General features: G+C 70.3%; 15 protein-coding genes. 5 read left to right on the forward strand and 10 right to left on the reverse strand.

Translation table 11 applies throughout. The annotated features are described in order from the left end of the window. The first annotated feature begins 22 nt into the window (after nt 1-22). Nucleotides 23-718 (forward strand): PaaI family thioesterase, encoded by a 696-nt coding sequence (locus OHN19_RS38885; RefSeq protein ID WP_330268698.1) that lies wholly within the window; start codon nt 23-25, stop codon nt 716-718. A gap of 21 nt (nt 719-739) precedes the next feature. Here OHN19_RS38885 and OHN19_RS38890 read toward each other — a convergent pair whose 3' ends face one another. Together OHN19_RS38890 and OHN19_RS38900 are read right to left on the reverse strand one after the other, a co-directional pair. Next, entirely contained in the window at nt 740-2,008 is a 1,269-nt protein-coding gene (locus tag OHN19_RS38890; RefSeq protein WP_330268699.1) for an MFS transporter, read from the reverse strand. 500 nt (nt 2,009-2,508) lie between these two features. Further along, the gene (locus tag OHN19_RS38900) at nt 2,509-3,555 is read right to left on the reverse strand and encodes a LacI family DNA-binding transcriptional regulator (protein WP_330268700.1); all 1,047 of its coding nucleotides are present in this window, start codon (nt 3,553-3,555) and stop codon (nt 2,509-2,511) included. Nucleotides 3,556-3,703: 148 nt separating this feature from the next. Between OHN19_RS38900 and OHN19_RS38905 the strand changes: the two genes are divergently transcribed. The 3 genes from OHN19_RS38905 (at nt 3,704) to OHN19_RS38915 (ending at nt 6,168) form a co-directional block, all read left to right on the forward strand. After that, the gene (locus tag OHN19_RS38905) at nt 3,704-4,759 is read left to right on the forward strand and encodes a glycoside hydrolase family 5 protein (protein ID WP_330268701.1); all 1,056 of its coding nucleotides are present in this window, start codon (nt 3,704-3,706) and stop codon (nt 4,757-4,759) included. A gap of 224 nt (nt 4,760-4,983) precedes the next feature. Beyond that, on the forward strand, nt 4,984-5,607 hold the full coding sequence (locus OHN19_RS38910) for a restriction endonuclease (RefSeq protein ID WP_330268702.1): 624 nt from the start codon (nt 4,984-4,986) through the stop codon (nt 5,605-5,607). A 90-nt stretch (nt 5,608-5,697) separates the two neighbouring features. After that, the gene (locus OHN19_RS38915) at nt 5,698-6,168 is read left to right on the forward strand and encodes a carboxymuconolactone decarboxylase family protein (RefSeq protein ID WP_330268703.1); all 471 of its coding nucleotides are present in this window, start codon (nt 5,698-5,700) and stop codon (nt 6,166-6,168) included. Between the two features lie 62 nt (nt 6,169-6,230). On the opposite strand, the gene OHN19_RS38920 is transcribed toward OHN19_RS38915, so the two are convergent. From OHN19_RS38920 to OHN19_RS38945, 6 genes are read right to left on the reverse strand one after another with little or no spacing between them, the layout of a single operon-like run. Beyond that, nucleotides 6,231-7,280, reverse strand: coding sequence for an oligopeptide/dipeptide ABC transporter ATP-binding protein (locus OHN19_RS38920; protein WP_330268704.1), 1,050 nt, complete (start codon nt 7,278-7,280; stop codon nt 6,231-6,233). Then, nucleotides 7,277-8,305: an ABC transporter ATP-binding protein gene (locus OHN19_RS38925; protein ID WP_330268705.1), complete on the reverse strand. Its 1,029-nt coding sequence runs from the start codon at nt 8,303-8,305 to the stop codon at nt 7,277-7,279. Before OHN19_RS38925 ends, OHN19_RS38920 begins: the two co-directional genes overlap by 4 nt. Continuing rightward, on the reverse strand, nt 8,298-9,266 hold the full coding sequence (locus OHN19_RS38930; RefSeq protein ID WP_330268706.1) for an ABC transporter permease: 969 nt from the start codon (nt 9,264-9,266) through the stop codon (nt 8,298-8,300). Before OHN19_RS38930 ends, OHN19_RS38925 begins: the two co-directional genes overlap by 8 nt. Nucleotides 9,267-9,268: 2 nt before the next feature. Beyond that, a complete protein-coding gene (locus OHN19_RS38935; RefSeq protein WP_330268707.1) occupies nt 9,269-10,294 on the reverse strand; it encodes an ABC transporter permease in 1,026 nt (341 codons plus the stop codon). Continuing rightward, nucleotides 10,282-12,003 carry an ABC transporter substrate-binding protein gene (locus OHN19_RS38940; protein ID WP_330268708.1) on the reverse strand — a complete coding sequence of 574 codons (1,722 nt, stop codon included), beginning with the start codon at nt 12,001-12,003 and terminating at the stop codon, nt 10,282-10,284. The genes OHN19_RS38935 and OHN19_RS38940 overlap by 13 nt, the downstream gene beginning before the upstream one ends. Before the next feature lie 17 nt (nt 12,004-12,020). Further along, complete coding sequence (locus OHN19_RS38945) at nt 12,021-12,917, reverse strand: proline iminopeptidase-family hydrolase (protein ID WP_330268709.1); 897 nt, start codon at nt 12,915-12,917, stop codon at nt 12,021-12,023. A gap of 243 nt (nt 12,918-13,160) precedes the next feature. Between OHN19_RS38945 and OHN19_RS38950 the strand changes: the two genes are divergently transcribed. Further along, nucleotides 13,161-13,916 carry a FadR/GntR family transcriptional regulator gene (locus OHN19_RS38950; protein ID WP_330268710.1) on the forward strand — a complete coding sequence of 252 codons (756 nt, stop codon included), beginning with the start codon at nt 13,161-13,163 and terminating at the stop codon, nt 13,914-13,916. Nucleotides 13,917-13,961: 45 nt separating this feature from the next. Here the strand turns inward: OHN19_RS38950 and OHN19_RS38955 are convergent, their stop codons facing one another. Together OHN19_RS38955 and OHN19_RS38960 are read right to left on the reverse strand one after the other, a co-directional pair. Beyond that, a complete protein-coding gene (locus OHN19_RS38955) occupies nt 13,962-15,434 on the reverse strand; it encodes an L-fucose/L-arabinose isomerase family protein (RefSeq protein WP_330268711.1) in 1,473 nt (490 codons plus the stop codon). 25 nt (nt 15,435-15,459) lie between these two features. Continuing rightward, nucleotides 15,460-16,758, reverse strand: a complete 1,299-nt coding sequence (locus OHN19_RS38960; RefSeq protein ID WP_330268712.1) for an MFS transporter — start codon at nt 16,756-16,758, stop codon at nt 15,460-15,462. Between the last annotated feature and the right edge of the window lie 226 nt (nt 16,759-16,984).

Consider the following 16,984-nt stretch of genomic DNA (forward strand, 5'->3'; position numbering starts at 1 on the left):
ACCCCGTACCGAGAAAGCCGCGATGCACACATCCCTGCCCGAACCACCGACCACCGGGTCCACCGGAGCCACCGGGCCCATCGCCGAGGAGCTGGAACTCCGGAAGGCCGCCATCACCCGCCTCGGCACGGAACTGCGCGCCCTGGTGGAGGCCACCGTCCGCACCGACACCACCCCGGACACCCTCCGCCGGGTGGCCGACGGTGTGCGTCACCTCACCGGCGAGCTGACCGGGCGGCGGCGGGCGCGCGCCGAGATCCCCGACGTGGACGAGTTCCCGGCGGGGGCGCGGATGTACAGCCCAGTCGTCGGAGCGGGCAGCCCGCTGGCCCCGCCCGTGGTCATCACGCCCACCGGTGACGGGCTGCTGGGCCGCTGCACCCTCGGCATCGCCCACGAGGGCCCGCCCGGCTACGGCCACGGCGGCATGAGCGCGATGCTCCTGGACGAACTCATGGGCCGCGCCTGCGCGAACGCAGGCGCTCCGGGCCTGACCGTCTCCCTGGAGATCCGCTACCACCGCCCTGTCCCGCTGGAGACACCCCTGCGGATCCACGCCCGCGTCACGGGCAGGGAGCACCGCAAGATCCAGGTCACGGGCTCGATCACCACGGAGTCGGCCCCCGCCGTACCACTGGCGACGGGCGAGGCGCTCTTCGTCACGCCGGATCCCGAGCAGGCGCGCGTGCTGTTCCCGGGAATGCGGGAGGAAAAGTAGTCGGCCCACTCTGCCCGCGTGTTACTCCACCTTCCTCGACGGACTCGGCTCGTCGCCGTCGACCGTGACGCGATAGCGGCGGAACCCAGGGAAGACCAGGAGCAGCACGACAGCCGCCACGACGGTCAGGACACCGCCGCCCGTGACGGTCCACGTGACGCCGAGGGCGGCGCCGACCGAGCCGTGCAGGAGGTCACCCACCCGTGGCCCGCCGACGGCGACCACCGTGTCGATCCCCTGGAGCCGGCCGCGCATCCCGTCCGGGACGGCGGTCTGCAGCACGGTCTTCCGGAAGACGCCCAGCGCGAGGAGCGCACCGCCGGCGAGCAGCAGCCACGCCACCGCCGAGACCAGCGAGCGGGCCAACCCGAAGCCGGCGACGGCCGTTCCCCACACGCCGACCGACACCGCCACCGCGACACCGTGCCTGCCGATCCGGGTGAAGGCCCCGGAGAACAGCCCCGCCAGCACGCCACCGGCCGAGACGGCGGCGTACAGCACTCCGACGTCCGAAGGGCGGAAGGTCTCCGCGACGAGCTGCGGGAAAAGCGCCGTGGGCAGACCCAGGGACAGCGCGGCGAAGTCGGCGACATAGACCACCAGCAGCACCTGACGGCATGTCATCACCCGTACCCCCTCGGCAATCTGGCGCAGCCCCGCTGTCCGCCGCCGTTCTCCGTCGCTGTAGGGCGGAAGGGCGGGCAGCCGCCATACGGCCCACACCGTCGCGCAGACGGCGACGGCGTCCGCCAGATACAGCGTCCCGCTCCCGACTACGGGCAGCAGGCCGCTCGCCAGGACGGGGCCGACGATCCCGGCGGACAGGAGGACCGTCGACTGGAGGGCGTTGGCGGCGGGAAGCAGCTCGGGTCGTACCAGACGGGGTGTGACGGCCCTGCTGACCGTGGAGTTGGCGCCGAACAGCGCCTGTTGGACACCCACGACCACGAGCAGCACACCGACCGACCGCAGGTTCGCCCACGCCTGCGCCCACAACAGCAACGACGTCCCGCCGATGCCGATCGTGGTCACCAACAGCACCCGCCGCCGATCCCGCAGATCGGCGAGCACCCCTCCCCACAGCGCCGCAGCGGCCATCGGAACGAGCCCGACCAGAGCGGCCAGCCCCACATAGGCCGACGAACCGGAGAAGCCGTAGATCTGCAACGGCACGACCACCGCGGTGAGTTGAGCGCCCAGAGCGGTCACGATCCCGCCCACCCACAGCCGCCGAAACGCACCCACCCGCAGCGGCCGCACATCGACCAGCATCCGTTTCCCATGCACCATGACCCGAGGCTGCGGCTTCCCCCAGGGCCAAGGTCAACCAACCCGAGCAAGCACCTGACCGGCCAACTCCCCGGGACTCGACCCGCCGTCCAGGAACACCGTGTCGCCCGGGAGGGTGTCGACCGCGGCCGTACACGGCTCGATCCGAGCCTTGCACCAGGCGCGCACCCGCTCCGCCTTTGAGGAAGAAGTGGTGGGCGACGACGTCGGAGTCCCTCAGAGCGCCGAAGATCTCGCGCAGATGGCCCGGGTGCACCAGCGTCATGGGCACGAGCGCTGGGCGCCGGTACTCCTCGACCAGGCCCACGGCCAGGTCCGCGACCTGCCGCCGCCACAGCCGCAGGTCCTGGAAGTCGCCGGTCGGCACCTCCACGATCTCCCGCAGCACATAGCCGACCATCTCCGGGTCGAAGACCAGTGCCCGTGCCCCGGGCCACCTCGGCCGCAGTTCCTCCAGCGCCCCGAGTTCCTTGCGATCACCGACCCGTCAAACGTCCCGTTCAGACCGACGGCGCCCCCGTGCTCCCCCTCACCACCAAACTCGTCGGCACGAGGTCGGTGCCCGGCTCCGCGCCGCTGCCCGCGCGGATCTGTTGGAGGACCTTCTGGACGCAGCGGTGCCCCACCTCGGCGAAGTCCTGGTGGACCGTGGTCAGGGGCGGTACGAAGAACGCCGCGTCGGGGATGTCGTCGAAACCCACCACGCTGACGTCGTACGGCACGGACAGCCCCCGCTCGTGGAAGGCCCGCAACAACCCCAGCGCCATCTGGTCGTTGGCGGCGAACACGGCCGTGCAGTCCGGCGGTTCGGGAAGCACGAGGCCGGCCTCGTAACCGGACTCCGCCGACCAGTCCCCGTACAGCGCGGGCGGCACCGGCCGCCCCGCCTCCCCGAGCACCGCCCGCCAGGCCTGTGCCCGCCGCTGCCCCGCGTAGGACTCCTGCGGACCCGTCACATGCCACACGGTCCGGTGCCCCAGGTCGAGCAGATGCCGTACGGCCTTCCGGGCGCCGTCCGCCTGGTCGGTGTCGACCACGCTGTAGCGGTCGCCGGCGTCCGAGTCGACCACGACGACATGCACCCCGGGCGGCAGCTGCACCGTCCCCGTGTCGAGGAGATGGATCTCCATGATGACGATGACCGCGTCCACGGCCAGCTCACCCATCCGCGTGAAGGCGCCCAGCACGTTGTCCTGGGTCGGGACGTCGATGGGGATCAGGGTGATCGCGTACCCCTCGGCCGCCGCGTGCGTCGCGATCGCCTCCACCGTGCGGCTGTTGCCCGTCGAGGACAGGCTGAACAGGATCACGCCGATGGTGTTGAACTGCCCGTACCGCAGCGCCCGCGCGGCACTGTTGGGGCGGTAGCCCAGCTCCCGCATCGCGGCGAGGACCTGCTCGCGCGTCGAGTCGATCACCCCGGGATGGCCGTTGGCGACCCGCGAGACCGTCTGCGAGGAGACGCCCGCCCGCTGGGCGACGTCGGCCATGGACACCCGCTGCTTGCGCCGCCCGCCGGGGACACCGGAACCTCCCCGCTCCACCACTGCTGCCTCCTTCACACGCACACGAACGCGTTGCGCATCGCACCGGATGTTACGTGGGGGAAACCTTGACGGCCGCCGGAGCGGATGCCACGATTCCGGCGCCGTCATGTTTACGTAAACATGCTGTCATTCGAAAAGGGTTTGGTCGATGCGCAAGACCCCCACCAGTTCCCGTCGCGCCCCGAGGCTGCGTGCCTCGCTCGTCGCCGTCGCGATCGCCGCGATCAGCGGCGCCACCCTCACCGGCACCCCCGCGTCCGCCGCCCCCACCACCGACACGACCCAGTTCAAGGGCGTCAACTGGGCGGACCCGCGTGACAACTTCGCCGACGACGAGCTCCAGCTGTCGGGCCTGTCGACCTCGGACACCTACGCCCAGACCTACACCAAGGCGACCCGGATCATCGCGGCCTTCCGTGCCAACCTCGGCGCCAACACCGTCCGGCTGCCGATCAACCCGTACACCGTCAACGGCACCTACTGGAAGTCCTACCGGGGTGTCATCGACGCGGCGACGGCCCAGGGCTTCAAGGTCATCGTGTCCTACTGGGAGGGCACCGGCGACCGCAAGGACGGCTTCATCGACGACGAGGCCACCTACTGGCCGATGTGGAACACCGTCGTCAAGGCCTACAAGGGCAACTCCCGGGTCTACTTCGAGCCGATGAACGAGCCGCACGGCTACACCGACGCCCAGTGGGCGGACGTCGCCGCGAAGTGGCTGGACACCTACAAGTCCGTGCCGCGCAACCGCGTCTTCGTCAGCGGCGCCGGCTACAACGACCACGTCACCACGGTGTGCGCCGACCCCCGCCTGAAGGGCACCTACCTGTCGCTGCACGACTACGGCTTCTGGAAGTCGTACGCCACCTACGACGAGTGGGTGGCCGACGTGAAGGCCCGCATCGGCGACTGCGCGAACCGGACCGTGGCCGACGAGTTCGGCGCGCCGATGACGACGGGCCTGAACTACAACGTGAAGACGCCGGACGACAACTTCGTCAACTTCATCCAGGCCGCCACCGACACCTTCCGTGAGCTGAAGATGGGCTCGGTGTACTGGCCGGGCCTGCGCACCGACGACATCTACTCGATGCAGCAGCTCGTCGGCCCGGCGAACCGCCCGTGGCTGGAGACCACCAACCAGTCCGGCGCCGACCGCCTCGCCTGGGGCTGGGGCCGCGGCAGGCCCGTGAAGGGCTGACCCGTTCCCCGGTCGGCCGCGGTGCCTTGAGGCGCCGCGGCCGACCGGCTCGCACGGCGGCCGTCCGGACATGGCCGACTCGCGCCCTTCTCACACCTCCCCGAGCTGCCCAGACTCGGGGAGGAGCGCAGGGGGGGGAGGCCGCCGTGGCCAGGCGTCGAAGGGGTACGGCCGCTCGCGGACGGCGAGCGCAGCGGATCAGGTGGGTGGCGGGAGGCGGCGCGGTGGCGCCGGCCCTCCTGGTGATGTTCTGGACGAGCGTGTGGCCGTATCTGCTGGGCCTCCTGCTGGTCGGTGCCGCCGGGCTGCTCGGTTGGCGGCTGTGGCGCACGGACCGCCTCCTGCGCGGCCGTGATCGCCGCTGGCGACAGGAGGACGCGGTGGCGGCGGGTCGGCGGACCCTCGCCGAGGTGGACGTCATGACGGGCACCGAGTTCGAGGAACTGGTCGCGGGACTGTGCCGACGGGACGGGTGCACGGAGGTCCGGCGGGTGGGCGGTGCCGGCGACAACGGCGCCGACGTCCTCGGGCGGCTGCCGGACGGCCGCACGATGGTCGTCCAGTGCAAGCGCTACGCCCCGAACAGGGCGATCCCCAACCGCGAACTGCGCGAACTGCTGGGCGCCCGGCTGCACTTCGGCGCCGACGTGGCCGTGTTCGTGACGACCTCCCGCTTCACCGGCCCCTCCGAGAAGTTCGCGCTGGAGCACGACATCCTCGCCGTGCACCGCGACCACCTCGGCCTGTGGAACAACGGGGCGTCCCTGCTGTCCCTGAGCGACGTGAACGGCCGCGGTCAGGGCGACGCCCGCCACCGCAGGCGCTGGAAGCAGGCCTACGGCGACTAGGAGACGCAGGTCACATTCGGGCATGTCACAAACCGGCGGTCCCATCAGTCATAGGTGTGTAGCCATCGACCACGGCAGAAGGAGCACACCATGGAAGCCCGACTCGACGTCTTCACCAGCCCCCTGGCCGGCAAGCTGCTCAAGCACTTCGCCATGGCGGGCAAGGTGGTCACGGACTCGGGACTGCCGATGACCACCCAGGAGCTGGTGAAGATCCGCGCGAGCCAGATCAACGGCTGCGGGTTCTGCCTCGACATGCACACCAAGGAGGCGGCCGCCGCGGGGGAGACCGCGCAGCGCCTGCACATGGTCGCCGCGTGGCGTGAGGCCAAGGTCTTCACCGAGGCCGAGCGCGCCGCCCTGGAACTCGCGGAGCACGGCACCCGCCTCGCCGACGGGAGCGGCGTCTCGGACGAGGTCTGGGAGAACGCCGCCAAGCACTACGACGAGGAGCAACTCCTCGCCCTGGTCTCCCTGATCGCCGTCATCAACGCCTTCAACCGGCTGAACGTCATGACCCAGCAGCCGGCCGGCGACTACGTGGTCGGCCAGTTCGGCTGAGACCGAGGCTGAGCCGAACTGACGGCCGGTGGGCCGACCCGGGGGCTGCAGACCCCGGGCGCTCAGCCGGCCAGCGGGTAGTGACAGGCCACGTGGCGACCGGAGACCGTCGCCGTGAGCCTCGGACGTTCTACCGCGCACAGCTCCCGGGCGTAGGGACACCTCGTGCGGAAGGGGCACCCGGTCGGCTTGTCCGCCGGACTCGGCACCTCCCCGGTCAGGACGATGCGCTCCCGTGACGGACCGTCGTCCGCGAGCGTCCCGTCATCGATGTCCGGCACCGCCGACAGCAGGGCCTGTGTGTACGGATGGGCCGGGGCCGAGAACAACGCCTCCGTCCCGCCGAGTTCGACGATCTCACCGAGATACATGACGGCGATCCGGTCCGAGACATGACGGACCACACCGAGATCGTGCGCGATGAAGACATAGGTGAGGCCGAACTCCTCCTGGAGGTCCGCGAACAGGTTGAGCACCTGCGCCTGGATCGACACGTCGAGCGCGGACACCGGCTCGTCGGCCACGATCAGCTTCGGCTGCGTCGCCAACGCCCGCGCGATCCCTATGCGTTGTCGCTGACCGCCGGAGAACTCGTGCGGATACCGGTCCAGATGAGCTGCCGCCAGCCCTACGACGTCGAAGAGCTCCCCGACCCGGCGGCGGACCGCGGCCGCGTCACCGTACCGGTGCACCAGCAGCGGTTCGGCCACGATGTCCCCGGCGCGGCGGCGGGGGTTGAGCGAGGCCTGCGGGTCCTGGAAGACCAGCTGCATACCGGGCCGCACCGGGCGCAGCCGTCGCGTGGACAGCGTCGAGATGTCCTGCCCGTCGAACTCGACTTTCCCTGAGGTGAGTTCGGTGAGCCTGACCAGGCAGCGGCCCAGCGTGGACTTGCCGCAGCCGGACTCCCCGACGACGCCGAGGGTCTCGCTGCCGCGCACCTCCAGGGAGACCCCGTCGACGGCGCGGAGCACCTGGCGCCTCCCGCGGACGGGGTAGTGCTTGGTGACGTCCGTGGCCCGCAACAGGACCTCGCCACCGCCGGGAGGCAGGACCTCGGCACCGTCGGGAGGCAGGGCCTCGTCCACCGTCACGATCTCCTGCCCCGTCATGACCTCACCTCTCCGTTCACGTCCTCACCGGCCCGCAGCCGCAGCCCCGCGCGGTCCCCGGAGGGCAGCCAGCACGCGTCCAGATGCGCGGTGTCACCGCTGCCCGCGGTCAGCGCCGGCCGCTCCTCGCACCGCTCGTGCCGCAACCGGCAGCGCGGCGCGAACGCGCAGCCCTCCGGGACCGCGCCCGGTGCGACGGGGGTGCCGGCGATGGTGGGCAGCCGCCGCAGCCGGGCCCCGCTCACCCGGGGCACCGAGTCGAGCAGACCCCAGGTGTACGGGTGCCGCGGGCCGTGGAACACCGCCTGCCGCGGGCCCTGTTCGGCCGCCCGGCCGCCGTACATGACCAGGACCCGGTCGGCGATCCGGGAGACCACGCCCATGTCGTGGGTGATGAGCACCATCGCGGATCCCCGTGCGTTGAGCTCCCGCATCAGATCGAGGATCTGCGCCTGTACGGTCACGTCGAGCGCCGTCGTCGGCTCGTCGGCAATGAGAAGCGAAGGATTGCAGGAGAGCGCCATCGCGATGACCGCGCGCTGACGCATCCCGCCGGAGAACTCGTGCGGGTAGGCGTCCGCCCGCGAGGCCGCGTCGGGGATGCCGACGTCCGAGAGGAGCTGGACCGCCCGGGCCCGCGCCTGTCTGCGGGAGACCTGTTCGTGCGCCCGGATCGCCTCGGCGATCTGCCAACCGACGGTGTGGACCGGGGTCAGGGCCGTCATCGGATCCTGGAAGACCATCGCGATCTCCCGGCCGCGCACCGCGCGCATCTCCTTGTCGGGCAGGGTGAGCAGGTCGCGTCCGCGGAAGAGGACCTCGCCCGACACGGTCACGTTCGGGTTGGTGAGCAGCCGCAGGACGGCCAGCATCGACACGCTCTTGCCGGAGCCCGACTCGCCCACCACGCCCAGGACTTCACCGGGGGCGACAGAGAAGGAGACCTTGTCGACCGCGGTGACGGATCCCCGGCGGGTGCGGAAGCGGACGCTCAAGTCACGTACGTCGAGGAGCGGTTCAGGCATGGCGGGCCCTCGGATCGAGTCGCGCGTACAGGATGTCCACCAGGGCGTTGGCGAGGACCACGAAGAACGCCGCGTACAGGACGGTCCCCATGATCACGGGCAGGTCGAGGTTCTGGAGGGCGTCGAAGGTGAGCTTGCCGATGCCGGGCAGGCCGAAGACCACCTCGGTGAGGAGCGCGGCCCCGCCCACCAGCGCGCCGAAGTCCAGGCCGAACAGCGACACGATCGGGATCAGCGAGCAGCGCAGGGCGTGCCGGAGCAGGATCCGCCGCTCGGACAGGCCCTTGGCGCGGGCCGTACGGACGTAGTCCTCGTTCAGCGCGGTGACGATCTCGCCGCGCAGCAGCCGGGCGTAGATCCCGGCGTACAGCAGGGCCAGGGTCAGCCAGGGGAAGAGCAGGTGCAGCGCCCACTGGCCGGGGTCCTGGCCGAGGCCGACGTAGCCGGGCGGGGGCACCCAGGAGAAGAGCGAGTCGTGCAGCTGCTTCTGGGTGAGGAGGTTGACGACCTCGCCGAGCCAGTAGGCAGGGAGGGACACCCCGACCACGCCGACGAGCATGATGATCGGGTCGGCGGCCTTCCCGCGCAGGGTCGCCGCTGCCGTGCCCATGAGGATGCCGGCCGTCATCCAGATCAGGGCCGCGCCGACGACCAGGGACAGCGTCACCGGGGTCGCCTGGACGATCTGCGGGATGACCCGCGAGCCGCGGTTGACGAACGACTCCAGGTCCCGGTCGATCAGCAGGTGACGCATCATCAGCAGATAGCGGACCGGCATCGGCCGGTCCAGGCCGAAGGAGTGCCGTACCTGGTCGAGCGTGGCCGGGTCGGCGTTGCGGCCGGCGATCCGGGCCGCGGGATCGACTCCGGGGGTGGCGAAGAAGATCAGGAACACCAGCACACTGATCGCGAACATCACCAGCAGGGCCGAGCCGAAGCGCTTGAGGGCGAAGACGAGCATGGTCACACCCCTCCGCGCAGCCGGGCGCCCGGGTCGAGCGCGTCCCGCACCCCGTCGCCGAGGACGTTGAGCGCGGCCGTGGTCAGTGCGATGAGCAGGCCGGGCGCGATCGTCACGGCGGGCCGGGTGTAGAGGAGCCCCAGACCGTCCTCGATGATCGTGCCCCAACTGGCGTCGGGCGGCTGGACACCGACGGACAGGAAGGACAGTGCCGACTCCGTGAGCATCGCCAGCGCGGTCATCAGCGGGACGAACACGATGGCCGTCGGAACCACGTTGGGGAGGACCTCCCGGCGCAGGATCCGCGAGGTGGGCGCGCCCGAGCCCACGGCGGCCTGGATGTACTCCTTGTTGCGCAGCACCAGCACCTGACCGCGCAACGGCCGTGCGATGTACGGGACATAGATCGCCGCGATGATCGTGACGGGCAGCCAGAGACTTCCGGCGTCGACGGTCACGGGGCCCAGTCTGAGGCCGTTGGTGAGCAGCACCACCGACAGGCAGATGGCCAGCAGGTACACCGGGAACGCCCAGATGACGTCCAGGAGCCGGGAGATGACCGCGTCCACGACTCCGCCCGCGTATCCGGCGACGACCCCCACCACCGTGCCGAGGAGGCAGGTGAGCAGTGCCGCCGTGAACCCGATGAACAGGCTCGTACGGCCGCCGTACAGCAGCCTGGCCATGACGTCGCGGCCCTGGTTGTCGGAGCCGAGGAAGTAGTGGCCGGGGTCCCAGGTCGGGCCGATCGGGGTGACGCCGAGGCCGAGACCGGTGCTGCTCGGGGTGAGCACCGGCACCGTCTTCCCGTCCACGACCGTGGTGCCGGAGACATGGGACTGGAACGGGTCGCTGTGGGCGATGTGGTCCGCGTACAGCGGGGCGCACAGGCTCGCCAGCACGACGAGGAGCAGGACCGCCGCCGCGGCCAGGGCCGACTTGTTGCGCAGCAGGTCGCCGGCGGCGGTCCGCCAGGGGCCCGGCGAGCGCCGGGCCCCTGGCGACGGGGCGAGGGTCACTTCACCCACAGCTGCCCGACCAGCATGTAGAACTGCTTGCTGAACCGGTAGTTGCCGACCCGCGTCGACGTGAAGTCGATCATCTTCGGGTTGATCAGCGGGACCACCGGGGACTCGCCCATGATCTCCTGGTCGACGGCACCCCACTGCTTGTCCGCGCTCGCCTTGTCGGTCTCCGAGGTCTTGATCGCCGCCTGCATCTTCGCGTCGATCCCCTTGTCGCAGAACCCGGAGATGTTGATGCTGGAGTCGCTGCCGGGGTGGTAACTCGCGCAGGACAGCAGCACGTTGAGGAAGTCGGAGGCCGCGGGATAGTCCTGGTACCAGGACGTCAGGGCCAGCTGCACCTTGTTCTTGGTGTTCTGGATGTAGGTGAACTGGATGTTCCCCGACAGCGGCTTGAGGGTCGCCTTGTAGCCCAGCTGCGTGAGCAGGCTCTGCAGGTACTGCCCGATCGACTTGTTCACGTCGTCGTCCTGCGTGACGATCCCGACCTCCTGACCCGCCGTGCCGGACTGCTTCACCAGTGCTTTCGCCTTGGCGAGGTCCGCGGCCTTCCAGGTCGTACCGCCGCCCTTGGTGTAGTCGCAGGAGTCGACGTGCCCGGGGAAGCCCGGCGGCAGGATCGTGCACGCGGGCGAGGCGAGGTTGGTGCCGCCGTACAGCCGCACCACGGCGGAGCGGTCCACGGCCCAGTTGATCGCCTGGCGCGCCAACTTGTTGTCGAACGGGGCCATGTTGACGTTGAGCGTCGCGTACCAGAACGCCGTCAGCGGGTTCACATGCGCCTGGGAGGCGTACTTGGTGCCGATCTCGCCCAGACGGTCGGCGGGCGGGGCGTCGAACATCCAGTCCGCCTGGCCGTTCTCCACGGCGGTCACCTCGGACTCGACCGTCTGCCCGAAGGTGTAGTCGATGACGTCCGGGTAGCCCTGCGGCTCCGCCTCCCGCGACCACTCCTTGAAGTGCGGGTTGCGCACCAGCTTCAGCGCCCGGTTGGGGTCGTACGACGCCGCCATGTACGGGCCGGTCGACGGCAGCGGCTTGGTCCCGGCGTCCTTCGTCGGCGAGTCCTTCGGTACGACGACGGCGTGCGGGACGGCCAGCTTGTACTCGAACTCCGGGTCCGGGGCGGTCAGGTTGACGGTGACCGTGTTGGCCTTGGCGTCCCCGATCACGCCCTTGGACAGGGTGCAGGAGGCGGGCGTCTTCAGACAGGCGTCGGCGCCGACGATCCCGTTGTAGAAGGTGCCCGCGGTGGGGCTGGAGACCTTGAAGATGCGCTGGAAGGACGCCACCACGTCGTCCGTGGTCAACGGCTTGCCGTTGGAGAAGGTGATGCCCTTGCGGAGCGTGAAGGTGTACGTCCTGCCGCCGTTGGTCACCTTCGGCATGGCGGTGGCCAGGTCCGGGACGACGGTGAAGGACTCCTGCCCGTCGACCTTCTTGAAGGCGAGCAGGCCGTCGTACATCGACTGGAACAACTGCCAGTACTGGAGCGTGTAGTTGACCTGCGGGTCGAAGCTGCCCGCGGCCGCGTGGGCGACGAGTTTCAGGGTGCCGCCCTTGTGCTGGGCCTGGAAGGCGGAGGACCCGGAGGTGGAGGCGCTGGGGCCGGAGGAGGAGCCCGGGTCCGAGGAGGACGAACAGGCGGCGGCGGAGAGTGCGAGGGCGACGGTGGCGGCGGCGAGCGCGCCCCGTCTGGTGGCGTGGGACATGGCGGACAACTCCCGGATCAGTCGGTGGAGTCGAGGAACTCGCCGACGATCCGGAGGTAGAGCTCCTCCTCCTCGACGTGCGGCATGTGGCTCGAGTGCTCGAACATGTGCCAGCGCACATCGGGGATGTGGTCGGCGAAGGGGCGGACGGTCTCGGGGGTCGCCTCGTCGAAGCGTCCGGACACCAGCAGGGTCGGCACCTCGATCAGGTGCAGCCGGTCGATGACGGACCAGTCCTTGAGGGTGCCGACGACATGGAACTCGTTGGGGCCGTTCATCGTGTGGTACACGGTCGGATCGGCCGCGATGTTGTCCCAAGTGGCCTGCACTTCGGGCGGGTTGGGGGTCAGGCGGCACACATGGCGTTCGTTGAAGACCTGTTCTGCCGCCCGGTAGTCGGGGTGGTCCGTGGTCCCGGCGGCCTCGTGGGCGTGCAGAGTGTGCTGCACCTCCTCGGGGAGCCCGGCGCGCAGCTCGGCGGCCGCCTCCAGCCACAGCCCCATGGACGCGGGGGAGTTGGCGATGACCAGTCCGCGCAGTCCGGCGGGACGCCGTACCGCGTGCTCGGCGGCGAGCATGCCGCCCCAGGACTGGCCGAGGATGTGGTAGCCGTCGGCGATGCCCAACGCCTCCAGCAGGTTGTCCAGTTCGTCGAGGAAGAGCTGGACGGTCCAGAAGTCGGCGCCCCTGTCGGGCAGATGGGTGGAGTACCCGGTGCCGAGCTGGTCGTAGTGGATCACGGGACGGCCCTGCTCGGAGATGCCCGCGATGCTGAGCGTGTAGTGGTGACCGGCGCCGGGCCCGCCGTGCAGGACCACCAGGGGTGTCCTGCCCGGTTCGCCCGTGATCCGGTACCAGGTGGAATGACCGTGGAAGTCGACGGTTCCGGTGTGGTGCGGTTCGGGGATCGCCACGCGAGAGCCTCCCAGACCGGTCGGAACCAGCCGACCGCTGTCTGAAAATAGTTTGGGTGTGACGGATGGGTGAGATAGTGGAGCGGTAAAAGGTCAGTCCACAAGACCTTTTAGGTGGGGCAGGGCAAGACGTAACGGCGGGTTCACACAGCCCGTTTGCGTTTACAGAAACGGCGACTTACGGGAGGACAACTGACATCCGCACCCGAACCCGGTGACGAGTTCTCGCGCGTCCTCGACCGTGTGCTCCTCGGCGACGGCCCGACGGCCTCGCTGCGCCCGGTCCGGGTGACCTCGGCGGTCGACGAGGTCACCGACCGGCTGCTCACCGCCATCGCCGTCGGGGACTTCCTGCCCGGCGAGCGGCTGCCCGCCGAACGCGAACTCACCGGTCTGCTGCACGTCAGCCGCCCCACCGTGCGCGAGGCCGTGGCCCGCCTCCAGGCGCTGGGGGTCGTCGAGATCCGCCGGGGACGCAACGGCGGCACGTTCGTCCGCGACAGCTGGACCGACTCCTCCGGCGCCGCGGTCCGTCGTACGCTGCTACCCCGCTGGGAGGAGTTCGAGCAGCTCTTCGACCTGCGCGGTCTGGTGGAGGGCATGGTGGCCGCGACGGCCGCCCGGCGCCGCCGGCCCGAGGATCTGGAGCCGATGCGCGAGGCGTTGTCCGCGCACCTCTCGGCGAGCACGCCCCGCGAGGAGCAGGCCGCCGACAGCGCCTTCCACCGGGCGATCTGCGCGGCCACGCACAACCCGCAGATCGCCCAGCTCAGTCAGGACCTGCTGACCCGGATCAGCCTCGGCTTCCCGGTCGAGCCCTGGGGAAAGGGCGAGCGGTCCCACCACGAAAGGGCCGGGCACGGACACACGGCCCTCTACGAGGCGGTCGCCGCGGGCGAGCCGGAGCGTGCCGAGGGGATCGCCCGCGAGCACTTCATGATCAGCGCGGAGATGATCCGGGAGGTGCTGGCACGGGTACGGGCGACGGAGACACCCTGAGCGCGCTCGGGCGATGAGCTCCTGACCGCGCCCGCGCCCGCCCCCCTAGACCTCCCGGTGATCGATCCCCAGCAAACTCGCCGCCGCCCCGAAGTCGGCGCCGTGATGGCCCACCGCCAGCGACCAGTGATGCCCCACCCCCGTGGCGCTCCAAGCGTCGACCCACTCTCCCGGGTCCCGGCCGAAGTCCACCCGGCTGGTCGTGTTGCCGATCTCCAGCACCGGCCCGGGGACGACCGTGCCCTCGGACGTGATGAAGGACAGGCTGCCGTCCGCGTCCTGGCCGAGACCGAGCAGGGTGACCGGCCCCTGCCGGACGTCGAACTCCACGCTGACGCCCCAGCCGCGCTTGCCGTGATAGACGCCGAGCCCCCGCAGCAGCGGATCCCGGGAGCTGAGCGCCAGGTGGGCGGGCCCGTCGTGGCCCATCTCCACCACCCCGTCCTCGAAGTTCAGCGCCTGGATCTCCGTGAAGGAGCCCCCGGCACCGACGCTCTGCGAGGCCAACTGGGCGATACTGGTGCGCAGTTCGAACTCACCCGCCGCGGGCACGCCCCGCGCGGTGAGCAGCGAGGCCCCCAGGATCATCCCGGCGCCCAGCCGCTCGTGCAGCTCGCCGTCGAGCCCCCGGTGGTAGTACGCGAGCGAGTCCAGACCGAAGTCCTCCACCAGCCGGTCCAGGGCCACCGACACGGTCGCGCCCCAGGCGAAGTCCTCGTCGACCACGCTGTCGTCGACGGTGAAGATCCTGCGCGCCAGAGCCACCCGTTCCCGGGTCTCCGCCTCGGTCACCCGCTCCACCCGGTGCCGCAGGTCGTCGAACTCCAGCACCTCGACATGTGAGCCGAACGTCGCCGACAGCAGCGTCGGATCGGTCTGCACGTCGAGCATCCCGGGATACACGTGCCCCATCAGCCCGTGCCGGGCGTGCCGCAGCGCCGCCCGGACGTGCGCGGCCCGCACCCACCGCTCGACGCGCCGCCACGCCGACTCCTGCCGCAGCCAGCCCGACACCGACCGGAACGGGATCCCGGCCCGCCGGAAGACATTGCCGACCTCCGGCACGGAGCACTGCGAGCAGTACGCCAGCCAGGCGCCCGTGTCGAAGGAGGCGTGGTCCATCCGCTCGGACGGCTGGAGGTCGACGACCAGCACGGGGGTGTGGGTGCGCTGGGCGATCGGCAGCACCATCGACGAGGTCAGGTACGTCGTCAGGAACAGCACGATCAGATCGCAGTCGGCCCGGCGCAGCCGCTCGGCGGCGGCTGCGCCCTCCTGCGCGTCGGAGACGAACCCGGCGTCCGTCACCTCCGCGTCCAACTGCCCCAGCCGCTCGGCGACATACGCCGCCGACTCCTTCAACTGGGGCAGCAGGCCCGGGAACTGCGGCCAGTACGTGCCCAGTCCGCCGGAGACCAGCCCGATCCGCGGCCGGCGACGGGTCACGGGCGGGAGCAACTCGCCCAGCACGGCTTCCCGTTCACCGGCATACGTCGTGAGGGGTTCGGTCGTCGCCATGGTCGGCGCTCCTTCGGTGTTCGGTTCAGGTCTGCGCGACCTTGACGTCCGCCGGAGCGGTGGCGGCCGGGGACGCGCGGGGAACGAGGACACGCACGATGTAGACGCCCGCGACCGCCGACAGCGCCATGCAGCCGGTGATCACCCACAGCAGCAGACTGGGGCTCCTGTCGAGCAGGGCGGGCGTGACGAACGCGACGCCCGCGAAGACTCCGCGGGAGACGGCGTAGGTGATCCCCTGCGTGGTGCCCCGGGTGTCGGCGGGCAGCGTCAGCTGCGACCACACCTTGTAGTTGGCCTCGCCCGCGAAGGGATAGGACAGCTGGTAGAGGACGTAGAAGACGAGGAATCCGACGATGGCGCCGAGGGTGAGCGTGCCGATCGCGAAGGCCGCGATCTGCACGACCGTGGCGACGTAGAACATGCGGTCGCGCCGGGGGCCGTCGGCGATGCGGACGAAGGCGAGCGTCAGCAGCAGACCGATCGGCAGACACGCGAGGTTGATGCCGGTCGCCACGCTCTGCGAGGCACCGCTGACGGTGACCAGCAGATACGTCGTGAACTGGCCCATGGTGTTGGCGCCCAGGCCCCAGGTGACGTAGAAGGCGAAGGTCGCGAGCATGGGCACCAGGGCGGCGCGGGTCCAGACGTTCTTCAGCGCCACGCCCTGCTGCTCGGCCGGCTTCTCCACCGGGAGCCGGTCCTGTTCCGGATCCGGCCCGGTGGCCAGTTCCAGCCGGGAGCGCAGATGCCAGGTGAGCAGCGCGGCCACCGCCAGATGGCCGGTGATGAGCCGGGCCCCGAGCATGCCGGTGTCCGACAGGGCGAACCCCGCGAAGACCACGACGATGATGCCCATCATCCACATGACCTGCGTGAACGCGATGAGCCGCCCCCGGGCGTGATCGGGGGCCGCGTCCGAGACCACGGCCAGGGACGTCGGCAGGTCGGCGCCGGCCGCGAGACCCGCGAGCAGGACACCCACCAGAAGGGTGATGTCGTCGGGCGCCAGCGTGATGACGACCGCCCCGACGGCGTAGCAGAGGATGTCGAGGTTGTAGAGGCGGCGACGGCCGAAGACGTCGGCGAGACGTCCGCCGACCAGGGAGCCGACCGCGATGCAGATGGTGACGATCGCGCTGATCGCACCGGCCATCCAGACGCCCATGTCGTAGGCGTCGCGGTAGATGGCCAGGTTGACGCCGATACTGACGATGAGTGCGGCGTCCAGGTAGGACGCCATGCCGGAGAGCGTCGCGACCTTCCACAGGCGCTTCTCGATGGGCGGTTCCGGCTGGTTCGGGGCAGGCGAGGTTCGGGCCATGATGCGGCTCCGTCTGGGGAGAGTGGGTCCGAGCGGAGGGGGACGTCGCTGTTCTCGGCCGATGTCCAGCGACTATAGGAGGGTAAAAACGTTCCAACAAGACGTCATGCGGCCATCCGTGGCAACGACCTGACGGCCCCGCAGCTCTGGTGGGTGCCTCGGGACTGTCCTACGGTGAGGCTGACGTAAAACGTTTTTGATCCGTGAGAGTGTCCGGGCCGTAGTC

The sequence above is a fragment of the Streptomyces griseorubiginosus genome (assembly GCF_036345115.1).
GTDB classification, from domain to species: Bacteria; Actinomycetota; Actinomycetes; order Streptomycetales; family Streptomycetaceae; genus Streptomyces; species Streptomyces griseorubiginosus_C.

Excerpts from the sequence above, each read along its gene's own strand:
- OHN19_RS38885 (WP_330268698.1), top strand. The coding sequence starts at position 23 with ATGCACACATCCCTGCCCGAACCACCGACCACCGGGTCCACCGGAGCC.
- OHN19_RS38890 (WP_330268699.1), bottom strand. The coding sequence starts at position 2,008 with ATGGTGCATGGGAAACGGATGCTGGTCGATGTGCGGCCGCTGCGGGTG.
- OHN19_RS38905 (WP_330268701.1), top strand. The coding sequence starts at position 3,704 with ATGCGCAAGACCCCCACCAGTTCCCGTCGCGCCCCGAGGCTGCGTGCC.
- OHN19_RS38915 (WP_330268703.1), top strand. The coding sequence starts at position 5,698 with ATGGAAGCCCGACTCGACGTCTTCACCAGCCCCCTGGCCGGCAAGCTG.
- OHN19_RS38920 (WP_330268704.1), bottom strand. The coding sequence starts at position 7,280 with ATGACGGGGCAGGAGATCGTGACGGTGGACGAGGCCCTGCCTCCCGAC.
- OHN19_RS38925 (WP_330268705.1), bottom strand. The coding sequence starts at position 8,305 with ATGCCTGAACCGCTCCTCGACGTACGTGACTTGAGCGTCCGCTTCCGC.
- OHN19_RS38930 (WP_330268706.1), bottom strand. The coding sequence starts at position 9,266 with ATGCTCGTCTTCGCCCTCAAGCGCTTCGGCTCGGCCCTGCTGGTGATG.
- OHN19_RS38940 (WP_330268708.1), bottom strand. The coding sequence starts at position 12,003 with ATGTCCCACGCCACCAGACGGGGCGCGCTCGCCGCCGCCACCGTCGCC.
- OHN19_RS38955 (WP_330268711.1), bottom strand. The coding sequence starts at position 15,434 with ATGGCGACGACCGAACCCCTCACGACGTATGCCGGTGAACGGGAAGCC.
- OHN19_RS38960 (WP_330268712.1), bottom strand. The coding sequence starts at position 16,758 with ATGGCCCGAACCTCGCCTGCCCCGAACCAGCCGGAACCGCCCATCGAG.